Annotated in this window: 14 protein-coding genes; 10 read left to right on the top strand and 4 right to left on the bottom strand. The window is 74.6% G+C overall.

Features of this window, described 5'->3' with window-relative positions:
* Positions 1-47 precede the first annotated feature (47 nt).
* A complete protein-coding gene (locus tag AC060L_RS34570) occupies positions 48-1436 on the bottom strand; it encodes a DUF1015 family protein (RefSeq protein WP_483802932.1) in 1389 nt (462 codons plus the stop codon).
* A gap of 108 nt (positions 1437-1544) precedes the next feature.
* Here AC060L_RS34570 and AC060L_RS34565 point away from each other — a divergent pair, with 108 nt between their 5' ends.
* Both AC060L_RS34565 and AC060L_RS34560 read left to right on the top strand, forming a co-directional pair.
* Entirely contained in the window at positions 1545-2135 is a 591-nt protein-coding gene (locus AC060L_RS34565) for a tetratricopeptide repeat protein (RefSeq protein ID WP_483802931.1), read from the top strand.
* 126 nt (positions 2136-2261) lie between these two features.
* Complete coding sequence (locus tag AC060L_RS34560; RefSeq protein WP_483802930.1) at positions 2262-3302, top strand: HAD-IIA family hydrolase; 1041 nt, start codon at positions 2262-2264, stop codon at positions 3300-3302.
* A 42-nt stretch (positions 3303-3344) separates the two neighbouring features.
* Here AC060L_RS34560 and AC060L_RS34555 read toward each other — a convergent pair whose 3' ends face one another.
* On the bottom strand, positions 3345-3692 hold the full coding sequence (locus tag AC060L_RS34555; protein ID WP_483802929.1) for a sterol-binding protein: 348 nt from the start codon (positions 3690-3692) through the stop codon (positions 3345-3347).
* Positions 3693-3882: 190 nt separating this feature from the next.
* Between AC060L_RS34555 and AC060L_RS34550 the strand changes: the two genes are divergently transcribed.
* From AC060L_RS34550 to AC060L_RS34535, 4 genes are all read left to right on the top strand, one after another.
* Positions 3883-4881 (top strand): hypothetical protein, encoded by a 999-nt coding sequence (locus AC060L_RS34550; RefSeq protein WP_483802928.1) that lies wholly within the window; start codon positions 3883-3885, stop codon positions 4879-4881.
* The gene (locus AC060L_RS34545; RefSeq protein WP_483802927.1) at positions 4874-5125 is read left to right on the top strand and encodes a hypothetical protein; all 252 of its coding nucleotides are present in this window, start codon (positions 4874-4876) and stop codon (positions 5123-5125) included. Before AC060L_RS34550 ends, AC060L_RS34545 begins: the two co-directional genes overlap by 8 nt.
* A 67-nt stretch (positions 5126-5192) precedes the next feature.
* Positions 5193-5999 carry a TlyA family RNA methyltransferase gene (locus AC060L_RS34540; protein ID WP_483802939.1) on the top strand — a complete coding sequence of 269 codons (807 nt, stop codon included), beginning with the start codon at positions 5193-5195 and terminating at the stop codon, positions 5997-5999.
* A 100-nt stretch (positions 6000-6099) separates the two neighbouring features.
* Positions 6100-7002, top strand: coding sequence for an NAD kinase (locus AC060L_RS34535; RefSeq protein WP_483802926.1), 903 nt, complete (start codon positions 6100-6102; stop codon positions 7000-7002).
* A gap of 25 nt (positions 7003-7027) precedes the next feature.
* On the opposite strand, the gene yczR is transcribed toward AC060L_RS34535, so the two are convergent.
* Positions 7028-8533 (bottom strand): MocR-like transcription factor YczR, encoded by a 1506-nt coding sequence (gene yczR / locus AC060L_RS34530; protein WP_483802925.1) that lies wholly within the window; start codon positions 8531-8533, stop codon positions 7028-7030.
* 111 nt (positions 8534-8644) lie between these two features.
* On the opposite strand from yczR, the gene yczE reads away from it, so the two are divergent.
* The 3 genes from yczE (at position 8645) to AC060L_RS34515 (ending at position 12382) form a co-directional block, all read left to right on the top strand.
* On the top strand, positions 8645-9283 hold the full coding sequence (gene yczE, locus AC060L_RS34525; protein ID WP_483802924.1) for a membrane protein YczE: 639 nt from the start codon (positions 8645-8647) through the stop codon (positions 9281-9283).
* A 75-nt stretch (positions 9284-9358) separates the two neighbouring features.
* Positions 9359-11095 (top strand): DNA repair protein RecN, encoded by a 1737-nt coding sequence (gene recN, locus AC060L_RS34520; RefSeq protein WP_483802938.1) that lies wholly within the window; start codon positions 9359-9361, stop codon positions 11093-11095.
* 84 nt (positions 11096-11179) lie between these two features.
* Positions 11180-12382 (top strand): glycosyltransferase family 4 protein, encoded by a 1203-nt coding sequence (locus tag AC060L_RS34515; RefSeq protein ID WP_483802923.1) that lies wholly within the window; start codon positions 11180-11182, stop codon positions 12380-12382.
* Positions 12383-12418: 36 nt separating this feature from the next.
* Here AC060L_RS34515 and AC060L_RS34510 read toward each other — a convergent pair whose 3' ends face one another.
* The gene (locus AC060L_RS34510) at positions 12419-14422 is read right to left on the bottom strand and encodes a glycoside hydrolase family 15 protein (RefSeq protein WP_483802922.1); all 2004 of its coding nucleotides are present in this window, start codon (positions 14420-14422) and stop codon (positions 12419-12421) included.
* Between the two features lie 626 nt (positions 14423-15048).
* On the opposite strand from AC060L_RS34510, the gene AC060L_RS34505 reads away from it, so the two are divergent.
* Positions 15049-16797 (top strand): CTP synthase, encoded by a 1749-nt coding sequence (locus AC060L_RS34505; RefSeq protein WP_483802921.1) that lies wholly within the window; start codon positions 15049-15051, stop codon positions 16795-16797.
* The last annotated feature ends 25 nt before the right edge of the window (positions 16798-16822 follow it).

Genomic DNA, 16822 nt, shown 5'->3' with positions numbered 1-16822 from the left:
CACGGCCCGTTCTGCGTTCCAGGTCCGCGACCGCCGGCAGGGAGCCGTCAGCCCAGTTCCAGGCTGCGCAGGACCAGTCCCGAGGCCGGCTTGGGGCCGAAGGAGGTCGACTTGCGCGGCATGGTGACCCCCTGCTCGGCCAGCCGCCGGACCACCGCCTCGTCCACCGGATGGAGCAGCACGGCGGTGCCCCCGGTCCGCGCGGCCTCCCGCTCGGCGGCGACGGCGGCGTGCAGGTAGCCGATGTCGTCCGGCCCGTCGGGGACCTGCCAGGTGTGCTCCAGCAGCGTCGCGTGCAGCACGGTGGCGTCCAGCCGGCGCCACTCGGCGGGCTTGTCCTTGGGCACGGTGACGTCCAGCAGCGCGTCGTCCGGACCGGTGAGCAGCTGGTAGCGCCCGTCGCCGGCGGTGAGCACGAAGGCGTTGCCGTGCTCGTCCGCCTGCTTCGCCTCGGCGAGCGCGTCGAGCGCGGCGTCCAGCGGGCCGGTCAGCTCGCGCAGCCGCCAGCCGTCCTCCAGCGGCGAGCCCAGCGCGGCGAGCGCCCGGTCCAGCGGCAGCCGGTAGAGCACCCGGTGGATCGCCCGGACCCGCAGCGGGTAGCGGGCGGTGTCCACCAGCAGCACCAGGCCGCGGTCCCAGGGGCTGAACGGCAGGTGCCGGTGCTCGCGCTGGAGCCGCAGGTACATCTCCCACCGGTGGTGGCCGTCCGCGATCAGCGCCCGGCAGGTGGCCAGGTCGCGGGTGACCTCGGCGAGTTCGGCCGGGTCGGTGACCGCCCAGAGCCGGTGCCGGGTGCGGTCCGAGGTGGTGGTGGTCAGCAGCGGCTCGCGCTCGACCGCCCGCTCGATCACCGCGGCCGCGCCGCCCTTGCCGCGGTAGGTGAGCAGCAGCGGCTCCAGGTTGGCCCGGGTGGTGCGCATCAGGCCGACCCGGTCGGCGACCGGCGCGGGCATCACGTCCTCGTGCGGCAGCACCACGCCGCCCTCGCGGCCGCTGACCGCGAGCGCGCCGATCAGCCCGCGCTGCAGCATCTCGCCGCCGGGGCTGTCCTCGTGCGTGCGCTGCTCGTAGACGTAGAGCGCCGGCACCGGGTCGGCGGCCAGCACGCCCTCGCGCTGCCAGTTCTTCAGCAGCCGGGCCGCGTGACGGTAGCGGGTGTCGCGGTCGGGCCGCTCGCCGGTGTCCTCGGGCTCGGGGCGCGGCAGGATCAGCCGGACCACGTTGTGCGGGTCAGCGGTTTCCAGGCCGAGGCGGCGGTGCGGGTCCACCACGTCGTACGGAGGGGAGGTGACCGCGGCGAGCGTACCGACCCGTTCGGGGACGTACCGCAGCCCGCGGAAGGCCGACAGGGAGAGCCCTGCGGTGGCGACATGCCCGGGATCGCCGGGGCCGCCTGGCGAAGACGTCGCTCCGCTTCCTGCACTGGGTGCACTCATTCTGGGCATGGTAATCGGGAATGCCGTTGTTCCGAGATCTTGGGACGGAACTGGGGTGCGGGCGGACAGTGAACAGTCAAGTCGGCACGGACGGGAGCGAGGCCGGGCATGAGTGGTGGGCAGGGGTTCGGGCAGTCGGCGGGTGGCGACGGGCCGGCCGTGAACGGCGGCGACGGCGAGCCGCACGGGGACGTCTACGACTGGTTCCGGCGCGGCGAGCGCTTGCTGGCCGAGGGGCACCCGGCGGCCGCCGTGCAGTTGCTGGCCCGGGCGGCGGCGGCCGAGCCGCACTCCAAGAGCATCCGCGAGGCGCTGGCCAGAGCCCAGTTCGACGCAGGGTCCTACGCGGCGGCGGCGGAGAACTTCCAGGCCATCGCCCAGGCCGATCCGTCCGACGACTACGCGCAGTTCGGCTGGGGGGTCGCGGCGGCCAGGCTCGGCGACTTCGAGACCTCGGTCAAGCACCTGGCGCTGGCGGTGGCGATGCGGCCGGAGGCCGAGCACTACCGCGCGGCGCTGCGGCAGACCCGCGCCACGCTGGCGGCGCGGGCGGGCAAGTACGGCCCGCTGCTGCCGGGTGCGCCCGGCTACCTGCCGCCGCAGCAGGCCGGGCCGGGGAGCGCGGACGGTCCGGCCGCGATCGCCGACGAGAGCGCGGAGGCGGGTGCCGACGAGGGTGCCGGGGAAGACCTCGGCTGATCTCCCCTTGACCTGCCGCAGACCCGGCGGTCGGCCCGGCCGACTTTTCATCCCGCCCGGCGGGCACGCAGAGTGTGCATGGCCTCCCGCGATCGGCAGGGCGGCGTATCCCACGGAGGTACCCAGATGACGGACACCAAGGCCACTGTGCTCCCCGGCCACAGCGACCGGCCGCTGGTCGCGGCCTACGACACCGCACTGCTCGACCTGGACGGGGTCGTCTACGCCGGCCCCGCCGCGATCCCGCACGCGGTCGAGGCGCTGGACGCGGCCCGGGCGGCCGGCATGCGGCTCGCGTACGTGACCAACAACGCGTCCCGCCCGCCGCGCGTGGTCGCCGAGCACCTGACCGAGCTGGGCGTGCCGGCCGAGCCGGCGGACGTGATCAACTCCGCCCAGGCGGCCGCCCGACTGGTCGCCGAGAAGGTGCCGGCCGGCGCGAAGGTGCTGGTCATCGGCGGTGCCGGGCTGGTCGAGGCGCTGGCCGAGCACGGCCTGGTCGCGGTCGACTCGCTGGCCGACGGCCCGGCGGCCGTCGTGCAGGGCTTCGACCCGTCGATCGGCTGGGACCGGCTGGCCGAGGCCGCCTACGCGGTGGCCGCCGGGCTGCCGTGGGTCGCCTCGAACCTCGACATGTCGATTCCGACCGCGCGCGGCGTCGCGCCGGGCAACGGGACGCTGGTCGCGGCCGTCCGGGCCGCCACCGGCGCCGAGCCCGAGGTGGCGGGCAAGCCGCTGCCGCCGATGCACCGGGAGACCGTGCTGCGGACCGGCGCCAAGCGGCCGCTGGTGGTCGGCGACCGGCTGGACACCGACATCGAGGGCGCGTTCAACGGTGGCGTGGACAGCCTGCTGGTCTTCACCGGCGTGAGCACCCCGGCCGAGCTGCTCGCCGCACCGGCCAGGCACCGCCCGACCTACCTCGCGGCCGACCTGCGCGGGCTGCTGGAGCCGCACCCGGCGGTGACGGCGGTCGCGGACGGCTTCGCCTGCCGGGGACGCCGGGCCACCGTGGTGGACGGCGAGCTGCGGCTGACCGGCGAGGGCGAGCAGGGCGGCGACCGCTACGACGGGCTGCGCGCGCTCTGCGCCGCGGCCTGGGCGGCGGCCGACCGCGGCGGCGAGCCGGTGGACGGGCGCAAGGCGCTGGCCGAGCTCGGCTTCTGACGGGCTCAGGTTCTGGCGGGCTCGGCTTCTGGCGGGCGCCGCTCAGAGCAGGGTGCGCAGCCGGAGCAGGTCGCGCAGACCGGCCTCCAGCTTGACCCGGCCGGTGGCCCAGGCGGAGGCGAAGTGCAGCTTCCCGCCGACCAGGGCCACCAGGTCGTCGCCGGTCATCGCGAGCCGGATCTCGGCCTTCCGGACCGGGGCACCCGGGGCCTCTTCGAGGTCCTGGATCCGGCCGTCGCGCAGGGTGCCGGTGAAGGTCAGATCGAGGTCGGTGACGAAGCAGCTGAGCGAGCGGTCCATCGCGGCCGCCTTCCGGACGTTGCCCTCGGCGCCGGCCATGTTCCGGCTCAGCTGCTCCAGCGCCGCTCGGCACTGCTCGGTGTCGGCCATCGTCGTGCTGCTCCGGGTTCGGTGGTCTGCGCCTTCGGTGGTCTGCGCTGCTCCGGCCACCGTACAGGCGGGTCACGGGGTTGGGGATGCCGATTGTCTGACGCGCGGTGCGGGAGGGACACGGTAGCGTCGTGACCGGGCACCCGGTGTGTCCACGACGGCGCGACGGCGCGGAGGAGGCACCGAGAACATGGCGCAGACGCTTCGGGGGTACGTGGAGTTGGCCGCCGGAATCGCGGAGGAGGCCGGCAAGCGCGTGGTGGTGACCGCCGCCGAGCTGCTGGAGCGGGCCGGCGTGGACCTGGCGGCGGCCGAACGGACCGTGACCGAGCAGCTCCCGCCGGCCGTCCAGTCGCTGCAGAAGCTGGCGGAGGACGTCGTGGCGGCGGGGCGCGGCAGCCTGGACCTCGCGGTCGGGGTGGCGCGGTCCGAGGCGGAGAAGGCGGTCGAGCGGGTCGGCAGGCTGGGCGACCAGGTGATGAAGGTCGGCGTCGTCCTCTCGTACCTGGAGGGCCGGCTGCGCGATCTGGAGGACGACGGCGAGCCGGCGGCGGCCGAGCAGGAGGACGCGCCGAAGGCCCGGCCGGCGGCGCGGGCGGAGCGGCTGTTCGCGGACTTCGCCGAGTTCGGCGACGCGACGGACGGCGCGGCCCGGCCGCAGGCGGGTGCCTGGGCGGACGCGGTGGACACGGCGGCGGACTGGCAGCCGGAGCAGGACCGGTTCGCGGAGCCCGGACCGGCGGACGGCGTGGACCCCGGCGTCGAGCTGGACCGCGAGCGGGCCGCCACGGCGAAGCGGGCCCCGGCGAGCGGTGCTGCGCCGGGGAGGAAGACCGCGGCCGTGAAGAAGGCCACCGTGAAGAAGGCCACCGTGAAGAAGGCCACGGTGAAGAAGGTGGCCCCGGAGAAGGCGGCGGCGAAGAAGACCGCGGTCAAGAAGGCGGCTGCGAAGAAGGCGGTGGCCGCGGAGGCCGCCCCGAAGAAGACGGCGGCGAAGAAGACTGCCGCAGCCGGCACCGCTGCGGCCGCCGGGACCGGCACGGCCAAGAAGGCAGCGGTCAAGAAGGCCACGACCAAGAAGGCGGTGGCCAAGACCGCCACGGCCAAGAAGGCGACCGCCACCAAGCCCGCCGCCAAGAAGACCGCCGCGCCGAAGGCCTCCCCGGAGACGGGCGGGAGCGATGTCTGACGCACTGTCGGCCCCCGCCCCGGAGCCCCCCGAGGCCCCCGGTCCGCCCGATGACCTTGCCGTCTGGGAGCCCGACCCCACCCCCCTCGACCTGCCCGCGCCGCCGGTCACCGGGCAGGCCGGGGTCGACGCCGCGCTGGCCGGGCTCGCGGTGCTGGACGGGGTGCCGATCACGGGACACGCGGCCGTGTACGAAAATGTCCAGCAGAGCCTGACTGCCGTCCTGACCTCCCTGGACGAGTAGGCCCGCAGGCCGTACGACACGAAGTCCGACGAGCACCCCCCCGCAAGGAGCTGAACCCCCCGTGGCAGTGGCACGACGCCGACTCGACGCAGAGCTGGTCCGCCGGAACCTGGCCCGCTCCCGTGAGCACGCCAGCGAGCTGATCGCGGCCGGCCGGGTGAGCGTCGGCGGCGCGACCGCGACGAAGCCGGCCACCCAGGTGGAGACGTCGGCCGCCGTGGTGGTGGCCAAGGACGAGAACGACCCCGACTACGTCTCGCGCGGCGGCCACAAGCTGGCCGGCGCCTTCGAGGCGTTCGTGCCGCAGGGCCTGGTGGTCGAGGGCCGCCGGGCGCTCGACGCGGGTGCCTCCACCGGCGGCTTCACCGACGTGCTGCTCCGGGCGGGCGCCGCGCACGTGCTGGCCGTCGATGTCGGCTACGGCCAGCTCGCCTGGTCGCTGCAGAGCGACGACCGGGTGACCGTGATGGACCGCACCAACGTCCGGGAGCTGACCCCGGAGCTGATCGGCGGCGAGTCGGTGGACCTGGTGGTCGGCGACCTGTCCTTCATCTCGCTCGGCCTGGTGCTCCCGGCGCTCGCGTCCTGCGCGGCGTCGGACGCCGACCTGGTGCTGATGGTCAAGCCGCAGTTCGAGATCGGCAAGGAGCGGCTCGGCAGCGGCGGCGTGGTGCGCAGCCCGCAGCTGCGCGCCGAGATGGTCCGCCAGGTGGCCGGCCAGGCGTGGGAGTCGGGCCTGGGGGTGCGCGCGGTGACGGCGAGCCCGCTGCCGGGCCCGTCCGGTAACGTCGAGTACTTCCTGTGGCTGCGTCGTGACGCTCCGCAGCTGGATCCGGCCGAGGCGGACCGGGCTGTGGCGGAAGGCCCCCGTTAGCAGGAGCCCCGGCTAGGCTGCCAGACAGGTGCGTCGAGGCCGGCACCGCTGCGGCGGGGGGACCGGTCATGGGCCAGAGGCGACCCGTAGGGAGAGGGCATTGAGCGAGGAACGTACGGTCTTCCTGATCGCGCACACCGGTCGTGAGACCGCGCTGCGCAGCGTCGAGCAGCTGGTCGAAGGGCTGCTGAAGGCGGGACTCAGGATCAGACTGCTGGCCGCCGAGGCGGTCGACCTCGACCTGCCCGAGGGCGTGGAGACCGTCCAGGCCGGTCACGGCGCGGCGGACGGCTGCGAGCTGATCCTGGTCGCGGGCGGCGACGGCACGCTGCTGCGCGGCGCCGAGCTGTCCCGGGACACCGGGCTGCCGATGCTGGGCATCAACCTCGGCCGGGTCGGCTTCCTGGCCGAGGCCGAGCGCGACGACCTCGCCGTGGTCGTCGAACGGGTGGTGGACGGCGCGTACGAGGTCGAGGAGCGGATGACGCTCGACGTCGTGGTGCGCACCAACGGCGACGTCGTGCACGAGGACTGGGCGCTGAACGAGGCCTCCGTCGAGAAGGCCTCCCGGGAGCGGATGCTGGAGGTGGTGACCGAGGTGGACGGCCGTCCGGTCTCCAACTTCGGCTGCGACGGCGTCGTGCTCTCCACGCCGACCGGTTCGACGGCGTACGCGTTCTCCGGCGGCGGGCCGGTGGTCTGGCCGGAGGTGGAGGCGCTGCTGATGGTGCCGATCAGCGCGCACGCGCTGTTCGCGCGCCCGCTGGTGACCTCGCCGGATTCGGTGCTGGCCGTCGAGGTGCAGCCCAAGACGCCGCACGGGGTGCTCTGGTGCGACGGGCGGCGCTCGTTCGAACTGCCGGCCGGGGCCCGGGTGGAGGTCCGCCGGGGCCAGGTGCCGGTGCGGCTGGCCAGACTGCACCGGGCGCCGTTCACCGATCGCCTGGTCGCGAAGTTCGCGCTGCCGGTGACCGGTTGGCGCGGGCGCACCGGCAACTGCTGAAGCTCTAGCCGACAGCAGGGAGAGTTCAGACCGCCAGCGGCGGCGTCCCCGGATCCGCGCGCGGAAAGCCGTCGCCGGCGGTCTCGACCACCTCGGCCAGCCGGGCCACCGCCGCCGCGGCAGCCGGTGCGGGGACGTTCAGCGGCAGCCGCAGATAGCCCTCGAAGGCGCCGTCCACACCGAACCGCGAGCCGGCGGCGAGCCGGACGCCCGCCCGTTCGCCGGCCTCGGCCAGCGCGCCGCCGGAGTGGCCCGCGATGTCCACCCAGAGCGTCAGCCCGCCGGCCGGCTCGGCGAACCGCCACTGCGGCAGCCGCTCGCGCAGCGCCGCGGTCAGCGCGCCGGCGCCGGCCCGCAGCCGGTCGAGCTGGAAGCCGCGGGTCTCGGCCAGCCGCCCGGTGAGCAGTTCGGCGGTGATCAGCTGGTCGAGCACCGGGGTGCCGATGTCGGTGTAGAGCCGCTCGGCGCTCAGCCGGCGCACCAGGGCGGGCGTCGCGCGGATCCAGCCCACCCGCAGCCCGCCCCAGAACAGCTTGCCGGCCGAGCCGACCGTGATCACCTGGGCGCCGCGGTCCAGCGCCGCGGTCGGCCGGACCGGCGGCGCGTCGGCCGGGCGGCCCCAGTCCAGTTCGGCCATCGTCTCGTCGACCAGCAGCACGGTGCCCGCGACCCGGGCGGCCGCGAGCAGCTCGCGGCGCTGCTCCTCGCCGATCATCGCGCCGGTCGGGTTCTGGAAGTCGGGGATCAGGTAGCCGAGGCGTGGCGCCGCGCCGCTCAGCACCCGGCGCCACTCGGGCAGGTCCCAGGCGGCCTGCTGCTCGGGCCCGTCCGGGCGGGCCAGCGGGACGGGGACCAGCCGGGCGCCGCCGGCCCGCAGGGTGAGCAGCGCGTGCGGGTAGCTCGGCGCCTCGACCGCGACCCGGTCGCCGCGGGTCAGCAGCGCCCGCTCCAGCAGGTGCAGCGCGCCCATCGCGCCGGTGGTGATCAGGATCTGGTCGGGCGTGGTGGGCAGTCCGCGCTCGGTGAACCGCCGGGCGACCGCCTCGCGCAGCACGGGCACGCCGGTCGGGTAGTTGCCGTGCCCGCAGGCGTATGCGGGCAGCAGCTCGACGGCGCGGGCGGCGGCCTCGCCGAGGAACGGCTGCGGAGCCGAGAGCGCGGCGACGCCCAGGTCGAGCACCCGGTCGGCCTCGTCCGGCGGGACGGGGTGCAGACCGTCGGTGGGCGGGGTGCTGCCCTCGGGCAGCGTGGTCCAGCTGCCCGAGCCGCGCCGGCTGCGCAGGTACCCGTCGGCGCGCAGCGTCTCGTACGCGGTGGCGATCGTGGTGCGGCTGAGCGTGAGCGCGCCGGCCAGCTCGCGTTCGGCGGGCATCCGGGTGCCGACCGGCAGCCGCCCCTCGGCGACCAGCGTCCGGACCTGGCCGGCGAGCCGCCGGTAGGCCGGCCGCGGACCGGCGCCCTGCACCGGCCGGGCGGTGGCGAGCAGCCGGGCGAGCGCGGCGGGGGTCACGGTGCTGTGCCAGTCGGTCATCGCGATCAGTCCACCTGAATCCGATTGGACCTGTATGCCGGCCCTGTGGACTCCCCATCATGGCAGAGCGGACCGCTCCGCAGACCGCACCGCTTCGTGTAAGGAGTCTCGATGGCCGTCCTCACCGTTCCCCGTCCCTCACTGGCCGGCCGGGCACTCGGGCGCCGGCTGCCGCAGCTGGCGGTCGGCCTGGTGCTCTACGGCGTCGCCATGGGCCTGATCTACCGCGCCGCGCTCGGCCTCGACCCCTGGGACGTCTTCCACCAGGGCCTGGCCGGGCACCTGGGCCTGAGCATCGGCACGGTGGTGATCCTGGTCGGCGCGGCCGTGCTGCTGTTCTGGCTGCCGCTGCGCCAGTGGCCCGGCGTCGGCACGGTCGGGAACGTGATCGTGCTCGGGCTCGCGATGAACTGGACGGTCTCGCTGCTGCCCGCGCAGCACGCGCTCGCGGTGCGGATCCCGCTGCTGGTCGCCGGGATCGTGCTGAACGGGCTGGCCACCGGCCTCTACATCGGCGCCCGGCTCGGCCCGGGCCCGCGCGACGGCGTGATGACCGGCCTGCACCGGCGCACCGGCGTCTCGCTGCGGCTGATCCGCACCGGCATCGAGATCACCGTGCTGCTGGCCGGAGTGCTGCTCGGCGGCAGTGTGGGGGTGGGGACGGTCGCGTACGCACTGGCGATCGGCCCGCTCGCGCAGTTCTTCCTGCGCCACTGCACGGTCCCGGCCGCGGCGAACTGGAACGAATGAAACTCGCGCCCGGCAGCCGTCCTTCGTCGCGCGGCGGGGCCGGGGTCTCGTAAGGTCGTCTCCGTGTTGGACGAGATGCGGATACGGGATCTTGGTGTCATCGACGACGCGGTGGTGGAGCTGGCACCCGGCTTCACCGTCGTGACCGGCGAGACCGGCGCCGGCAAGACCATGGTGGTGACCAGCCTCGGTCTGCTGCTCGGCGGCCGCGCCGACCCCGCGCTGGTCCGTGGCGGCGCCGAGCGCGCGGTGGTCGAGGGCCGCCTCGACCTGCCGGTCGGCTCACCGGCGGCCGTGCGCGCGCTGGAGGCCGGCGCCGAGCTGGACGACGGCGCGCTGCTGATCAGCCGTACGGTCTCCGCCGAGGGCCGCTCGCGCGCCTACGTCGGCGGCCGGTCGGTGCCGGTGGGCCTGCTCGCCGAGCTCGGCGAGGACCTGATCGCGGTGCACGGCCAGACCGACCAGCAGCGCCTGCTGCGGCCGGCCCGCCAGCGCGGCGCGCTGGACCGGTACGCCGGTCAGGCGCTGGCCGAGCCGCTGGCCCGCTACCGCACGGTCTACCGGCGGCTGCGCGAGGTCTCGGCCACGCTCGCCGAGCTGACCACCCGGGCGCGCGAGCGGGCCCAGGAGGCCGACCTGCTGCGCTTCGGCCTGGAGGAGATCGCCGCCGCCGAGCCGGTGGCCGGCGAGGAGCTGGAGCTGGCGGCCGAGGCCGAGCGGCTCGGCCACGCCGACGCGCTCTCCTCGGCCGCGGTGCTCGGGCACGCCGCGCTGGCGGGCGACCCCGCCGACCCGGACTCGCTGGACGCCGGCACTCTGGTCGGCCAGGCCCGCCGCGCGCTGGAGGCGGTGCGCGGCCACGACGAGCGGCTCGCCGCGATCGCCGACCGGCTCACCGAGGTCGGCTACCTGCTCGCCGACGTGGCCGGCGACCTCGCGCTCTACGCCGACGACCTGGACGCCGACCCGGTGCGCCTGGCCGCCGTCGAGGAGCGCCGCGCGGTGCTGGCCCAGCTGCTGCGCAAGTACGGCTCGGTCGAGGGGGGCACCGCCGAGGTGGTCGCCTGGGCGGAGGCCTCGGCCGTGCGGCTCGCCGAGCTGGACGGCGACGACGATCGGATCGACGAACTCGGCGAGGAGGAGAGCGCGCTGCGCGTCGAGCTGGCGCAGCTCGCCGCCGAGGTCTCGGCCGCCCGGCAGGCGGCGGCGGGGCGGTTCGCCGAGGCGGTCTCCGCCGAGCTCACCGAGCTGGCCATGCCGCACGCCCGGGTCACCTTCGAGCTCAGCCGGGTGGACGACCCGGCCGGTCTGGAGCTGGACGGGCGCACGGTCGGCTACGGCTCGCACGGCGTGGACGAGGTCGAGGTGCTGCTGGCCCCGCACCCCGGCGCCTCGCCACGCCCGATCGCCAAGGGCGCTTCGGGCGGCGAGCTGTCCCGGGTGATGCTCGCCGTCGAGGTGGTCTTCGCCGGCGCCGACCCGGTGCCGACGTACCTCTTCGACGAGGTGGACGCCGGTGTCGGCGGCAAGGCGGCGGTCGAGATCGGCCGCCGGCTCGCCAAGCTGGCCCGCAGCGCCCAGGTCGTCGTGGTCACCCACCTGCCGCAGGTCGCGGCGTTTGCCGACCGGCACCTGGTGGTCGAGAAGACCAACGACGGCACGGTCACCCGCAGCGGCGTGAAGACGCTGACCGACGAGGAGCGGGTGCGCGAGCTGTCCCGGATGCTGGCGGGCCTGGAGGACTCCGAGCTCGGCCGGGCACACGCCGAGGAGCTCCTCGCCACCGCCCGCGCCCCTCGGGACGTCGGCTGACCGGGCCATGGCACCATCTATCGTTTCCAGTTAGCGGCCGCTTACCGGTGAGTGGCTGTCAGTAGCGAGTCGGAGCGAGACGACGTGGACCATTCCTCCGCCCGGGGCGGCGCGAACGGCCCGGAGACGGGCCAGCTGCACGTGGTGCTGGTGCTGTCGGCCGGCAGCGGCGGGATCGGCGCGCACGTGCGCTCCCTGGCCCAGGGGCTGACCGCGCACGGCGTGCAGGTGACGCTGTGCGCGCCGGCCGAGTCGGCCGAGCTCTTCGGGCTGTCGCACACCGGCGCGGCCTTCCACCCGGTCGAGATCACCGCGACCTCGGGCGCGCGCAGCGACGCGACCGCGATCGGCGAGCTGCGCCGCGCCTTCACCGGCGCGGACCTGGTGCACGCGCACGGCCTGCGGGCCGGGCTGCTCTCCGACCTGGCGCTGCGCACGGCCGGCCGGCTGCCGGGGCTGCGCCCCGAGACGCCGTTGGTGGTGACCTCGCACCACGCGCTGCTGGCCACCGGCCTGGAGCGGCGGCTGCAGCGGCTGATGGAGCGCCGGGTGGCCCGCTCGGCCGACCTGGTGCTCGGCGCCTCCTCCGACCTGGTGGCCCGGGCCCGCGAGCTCGGCGCGACCGACGCCCGGCTCGGCCCGGTGGCGGCCCCGCCGCCGGCCGGTGGCGGGCTGGACCGGGCCGCCGTCCGGGCCGGGCTGCTCGGGCCGGACGAGCAGCAGCGCCCGCTGGTGCTCGCGGTCGGCCGGCTGGTCCCGCACAAGGGCTTCGGCCAGCTGCTGGACGCCGCGAAGGAGCTGACGGGGCAGAGGGAGCTGGCGGGGCAGGCGGGGGCGCCCGGGCCCGGCGACCCGCTGGTGCTGCTGGCCGGCGACGGCCCCGAGGGCCCGGAGCTGGCCGAGCGGGTGGCCGCCGAGCAGCTCCCGGTCCGGCTGCTCGGTCACCGCACCGACGTGCCCGACCTGCTGGCCGCCGCCGACGCGGTGGTGATCAGCAGCCGCTGGGAGGCCCGCTCGCTGGTCGCCCAGGAGGCGCTGCGGGCCGGTGTGCCGCTGGTGGCCACCTCGGTCGGCGGGATCCCCGAACTGGTCGGCGATGCCGCGGTGCTGGTCCCGGCCGGCGACCCGGTCGTGCTCGGCCGGGCGGTCGCGGAGCTGCTGGCCGACCCGGGGCGGCGCGCGGCGCTGGCCAAGGCCGGCCCGGCCCAGGCCGAGACCTGGCCGGACGAGGCCGCCACCGTGGCGCAGGTGCTCAGCACGTACGACGAACTGGTCCAGCGCCGCTGAGCCGCGCCGGACCAGGGCCGGGCCCTGCGGCAGCCCTCAGACCGCCTGCCGGCTCGGCTCGTGCGGCGCCGCTGACTGCGCGTCCTGCGCGTCCTGCGGGCGCGTGGTGTGCGGTTGCGGCGCCAGGTAGGCCGCGCCGCACGCGGTGAGCCGCAGCGCGGTGTCGATCAGCGGCACGTGGCTGAACGCCTGGGGGAAGTTGCCGACCTGCCGCTTGAGCCGCGGGTCCCACTCCTCGGCGAGCAGCCCGAGGTCGTTGCGCAACTCCAGCAGCTTCTCGAACAGCTCGCGCGCCTCGGCCACCCGGCCGATCATCGCCAGGTCGTCCGCGAGCCAGAACGAGCAGGCCAGGAACGCGCCTTCGTGCCCCGCCAGGCCGTCCACGTTGTTGCCCGACTCGTCGTGCGTCGGGTAGCGCAGCACGAAGCCGTCCTCGGTGGAGAGCTCGCGCTGGATCGCCTCGATGGTGCCGATCACCCGCTTGTCGTCCGGCGGCAGGAAGCCGACCTGCGGGATCAGCAGCAGCGAGGCGTCCAGCTCGGTGCCGCCGTAGTACTGCGTGAAGGTGTTGCGGTCCGGGTCGTAGCCCTTCTCGCAGACGTCGGCGTGGATCTCGTCGCGCAGCGCCCGCCAGCGGTCAAGGGGACCCTCGGCCGGTGTCTGCTCGATCAGCTTGATGGTGCGGTCCACCGCGACCCAGGCCATCACCTTGGAGTGGACGAAGTGCCGGCGCGGCCCGCGCACCTCCCAGATGCCCTCGTCCGGGGCCTTCCAGTGCTCCTCCAGGTAGCTGATCAGGCGCAGCTGGAGCAGGTGGGCGTGGTCGTTGCGGGACAGGCCGGTCATCTGCGCCAGGTAGAGCGCCTCGACCACCTCGCCGTAGACGTCCAGCTGGAGCTGGTCGGCGGCGCCGTTGCCGACCCGGACCGGGGCCGAGTTCTCGTAGCCGGGCAGCCAGTCGAGCACCGACTCGTTCAGCTCGCGCCGGCCGGTGATGGTGTACATGATCTGCAGGTTCTCCGGGTCACCGGCGACCGCGCGCAGCAGCCACTCGCGCCAGGCCCGGGCCTCCTCCCGGTAGCCGGTGCGCAGCAGCGAGGAGAGCGTGATCGCGGCGTCGCGCAACCAGGTGTAGCGGTAGTCCCAGTTGCGCACGCCGCCGATGTCCTCGGGCAGCGAGGTGGTCGGGGCCGCGACGATGCCGCCGGTCGGCGCGTAGGTGAGCGCCTTGAGCGTGATCAGCGAGCGGACCACCGCGTCGCGGTACGGGCCCTGGTACGTGCACTGGCCGACCCAGCCGAGCCAGAAGTCCTCGGTGAGCGCGAGCGAGCCCTCCGGGTCGGGGATCTCCGGCGGGGCCAGGTGTGACTTCTGCCAGGTGAGGGCGAAGGTGACGCGCTCGCCGGCCTCGATGGTGAAGTCGGCGTACGTGGTCAGGTCGCGGCCGTACGTCTCGGCCTCGCCGTCCAGCCAGACCGAGTCGGGGCCGGCCATGGCGACGGTGCGGTGGGTACCGTCCGGCTGCTCGACCCGGTGCACCCAGGGGACGACCTTGCCGTAGCTGAACCGCATCCGCAGCGCGGAGCGCATCCGCACCCGGCCCGAGACGCCCTCGACGATCCGGATCATCTGCGGCACCGGCTCCTGGCCGCTCAGGTGCCGCGGCGGCATGAAGTCGATCACCCGCACGGTGCCGCGCGGGGTGTCCCACTCCTGCTCCAGGATCAGCGAATCGCCCCGGTAACTGCGCCGGTCGGCGGGCACGGCGGGTGCCGCGGCGCTGATCGGCGGCACCTTGAGTTCACTCGTATCGGTGAACGGCGCGCGCTGCGCGGGAGCCGTCGGCAGCGGGCCCGCCGGCGCCGCCTCGGCCGGGCCGATCCGCCAGAAGCCGTGTTCATCGGTGCCCAGCAGGCCGGCGAAGACGGCGGGGGAGTCGAATCGGGGCAGGCAGAGCCAGTCCACGGCCCCGTCTCTGCTGACCAGGGCGGCGGTCTGCATGTCCCCGATAAGTGCGTAGTCCTCGATACGGCCGGCCACGTGAATCTCCAGTTCGCGGTAGTGCTCGGCGGTCGCCGACGGGGGCGAGAGCGGAGCTGCGGGCCGGGGGTGACACGGGGCCCGGACCGGGCGCCCCCGGGGTCCGCTGGTGGCGGTGGGCCGGGGACGGGCCGTGCGGAGCCGGTCGTGGGCTCCTGGACTGGGCGCGGGAGGGAAGCGGGTGGAGCGGGGAGTCCGGTCGCGCATCGCGGGGACGGGAGAGGGGTCGTCCGGACCTCTCCGTCCTCGCCTGCTCTGCTGTCGGCGATGCGTCCGTGCAGGATACGACGCCGGAGTGGGCCGCAGCACCCGGAAACGATCAGGTACCGCCGTCTGCCCGGGGACCGGTGGTGAAAGTAGCCCGGGTGGGTGAGCGAACCGCTGGAACGGGTGATCCGGAGCTGGTCGTTCCGGGCCACCCGGACCCCGGCACGGGCTATCGGGACACCCGCTGCCGGGCCATGCCGCGACCGGGCTGCGGGCCGTCCCGGGCTCACCCGGACGGCCCACCCGCAGGCCGTCCGGCAGGCGTCCGAGCGCGACCCGTCCGGCGCGCTGATACCCTGGTATCCCGTGGACTGGTGGGATCAACCGCCCCGGACCCGCCGACTGACGACCCCGCAACAATGGCTTTCGTCACCTCGGCGCGACCGCAGCCACCAGCGTCATCCTCGACCGCGACCCACGGGAGCCCCCTCTTGGCACAGCCCCATTCCGGCAAGGCAGCGAACAGCCGCGCCGTGACGACCAAGCACCTCTTCGTCACCGGGGGTGTCGCCTCTTCACTCGGCAAGGGGCTCACCGCCTCCAGCCTCGGTGCGCTGCTCAAGGCACGCGGCCTGCGGGTGACGATGCAGAAGCTCGACCCGTACCTGAACGTGGACCCGGGCACCATGAACCCGTTCCAGCACGGCGAGGTCTTCGTGACCGACGACGGCGCGGAGACGGACCTGGACATCGGCCACTACGAGCGGTTCCTGGACACCAACCTGCACGGCTCGGCGAACGTCACCACCGGGCAGGTCTACTCCACGGTGATCGCCAAGGAGCGGCGCGGCGAGTACCTCGGCGACACCGTCCAGGTCATCCCGCACATCACGAACGAGATCAAGTCCCGGATCCGCCGGATGGCGACCGAGGACGTCGACGTGGTGATCACCGAGGTCGGCGGCACGGTCGGCGACATCGAGTCGCTGCCGTTCCTGGAGGCCGTCCGCCAGGTCCGGCACGAGGTCGGCCGCGACAACGTCTTCTTCGTGCACGTCTCGCTGCTGCCGTACATCGGCCCCTCGGGCGAGCTGAAGACCAAGCCGACCCAGCACTCGGTCGCCGCGCTGCGCAACATCGGCATCCAGCCGGACGCGATCGTGCTGCGCGCCGACCGCGAGGTGCCGCAGGCGATCAAGCGCAAGATCTCGCTGATGTGCGACGTGGACGAGGAGGCCGTGGTCGCGGCCATCGACGCCAAGTCGATCTACGACATCCCGAAGGTGCTGCACGGCGAGGGCCTGGACGCGTACGTGGTGCGCCGGCTCGACCTGCCGTTCCGCGACGTGGACTGGACGATCTGGGACGACCTGCTGCGCCGGGTCCACGAGCCCCAGCACATCGTCAAGGTCGCGCTGGTCGGCAAGTACATCGACCTGCCCGACGCCTACCTGTCGGTGACCGAGGCGCTGCGGGCCGGCGGCTTCGCGAACAACGCCCGGGTCGAGATCAAGTGGGTCACCTCGGACGACTGCGAGACACCCGAGGGCGCCCGCGAGCAGCTCGGCGACGTGGACGCGATCTGCATCCCCGGCGGCTTCGGCGACCGCGGCGTGAACGGCAAGGTCGCCGCGATCACCTACGCCCGGGAGAACAAGATCCCGCTGCTGGGCCTCTGCCTGGGCCTGCAGTGCGTGGTCATCGAGGCCGCGCGCAACCTGGCCGGTCTGCCGGAGGCCAACTCGACCGAGTTCGAGCCGGCCGCCCAGCACCCGGTGATCTCCACCATGGCCGAGCAGCTGGCGATCGTCGGCGGCCAGGGCGACCTGGGCGGCACGATGCGCCTGGGCCTGTACCCGGCCAAGCTCGCCGAGGGCTCGATCGTCCGTGAGGTCTACGGCGGCGAGCAGTACGTGGACGAGCGCCACCGCCACCGCTACGAGGTCAACAACGCCTACCGCGCGGACCTGGAGAAGACCGGCCTGGTCTTCTCCGGCCTGTCGCCGAAGGGCGACCTGGTGGAGTACGTCGAGTACCCCCGCGAGGTGCACCCCTACCTGGTCGCCACCCAGGCGCACCCGGAGCTGAAGTCCCGTCCGACCCGCCCGCACCCGCTCTTCGCGGGTCTGGTCGCGGCGGCGATCAAGATCATGACCGGCGGGGAGTGACCCCACCCGGTCTGTTCGCCTGACG

It is taken from the genome of Kitasatospora sp. NEAU-69, assembly GCF_057158765.1.
This window is presented reverse-complemented; position numbering and strand designations above follow the sequence as displayed.

Bases quoted from the DNA above. Each gene is read 5' to 3' on its own strand.
- AC060L_RS34570 (WP_483802932.1), bottom strand. From the start codon at position 1,436: ATGAGTGCACCCAGTGCAGGAAGCGGAGCGACGTCTTCGCCAGGCGGC.
- AC060L_RS34565 (WP_483802931.1), top strand. From the start codon at position 1,545: ATGAGTGGTGGGCAGGGGTTCGGGCAGTCGGCGGGTGGCGACGGGCCG.
- AC060L_RS34560 (WP_483802930.1), top strand. From the start codon at position 2,262: ATGACGGACACCAAGGCCACTGTGCTCCCCGGCCACAGCGACCGGCCG.
- AC060L_RS34555 (WP_483802929.1), bottom strand. From the start codon at position 3,692: ATGGCCGACACCGAGCAGTGCCGAGCGGCGCTGGAGCAGCTGAGCCGG.
- AC060L_RS34550 (WP_483802928.1), top strand. From the start codon at position 3,883: ATGGCGCAGACGCTTCGGGGGTACGTGGAGTTGGCCGCCGGAATCGCG.
- AC060L_RS34545 (WP_483802927.1), top strand. From the start codon at position 4,874: ATGTCTGACGCACTGTCGGCCCCCGCCCCGGAGCCCCCCGAGGCCCCC.
- yczR (WP_483802925.1), bottom strand. From the start codon at position 8,533: ATGACCGACTGGCACAGCACCGTGACCCCCGCCGCGCTCGCCCGGCTG.
- yczE (WP_483802924.1), top strand. From the start codon at position 8,645: ATGGCCGTCCTCACCGTTCCCCGTCCCTCACTGGCCGGCCGGGCACTC.
- recN (WP_483802938.1), top strand. From the start codon at position 9,359: ATGCGGATACGGGATCTTGGTGTCATCGACGACGCGGTGGTGGAGCTG.
- AC060L_RS34505 (WP_483802921.1), top strand. From the start codon at position 15,049: ATGGCTTTCGTCACCTCGGCGCGACCGCAGCCACCAGCGTCATCCTCG.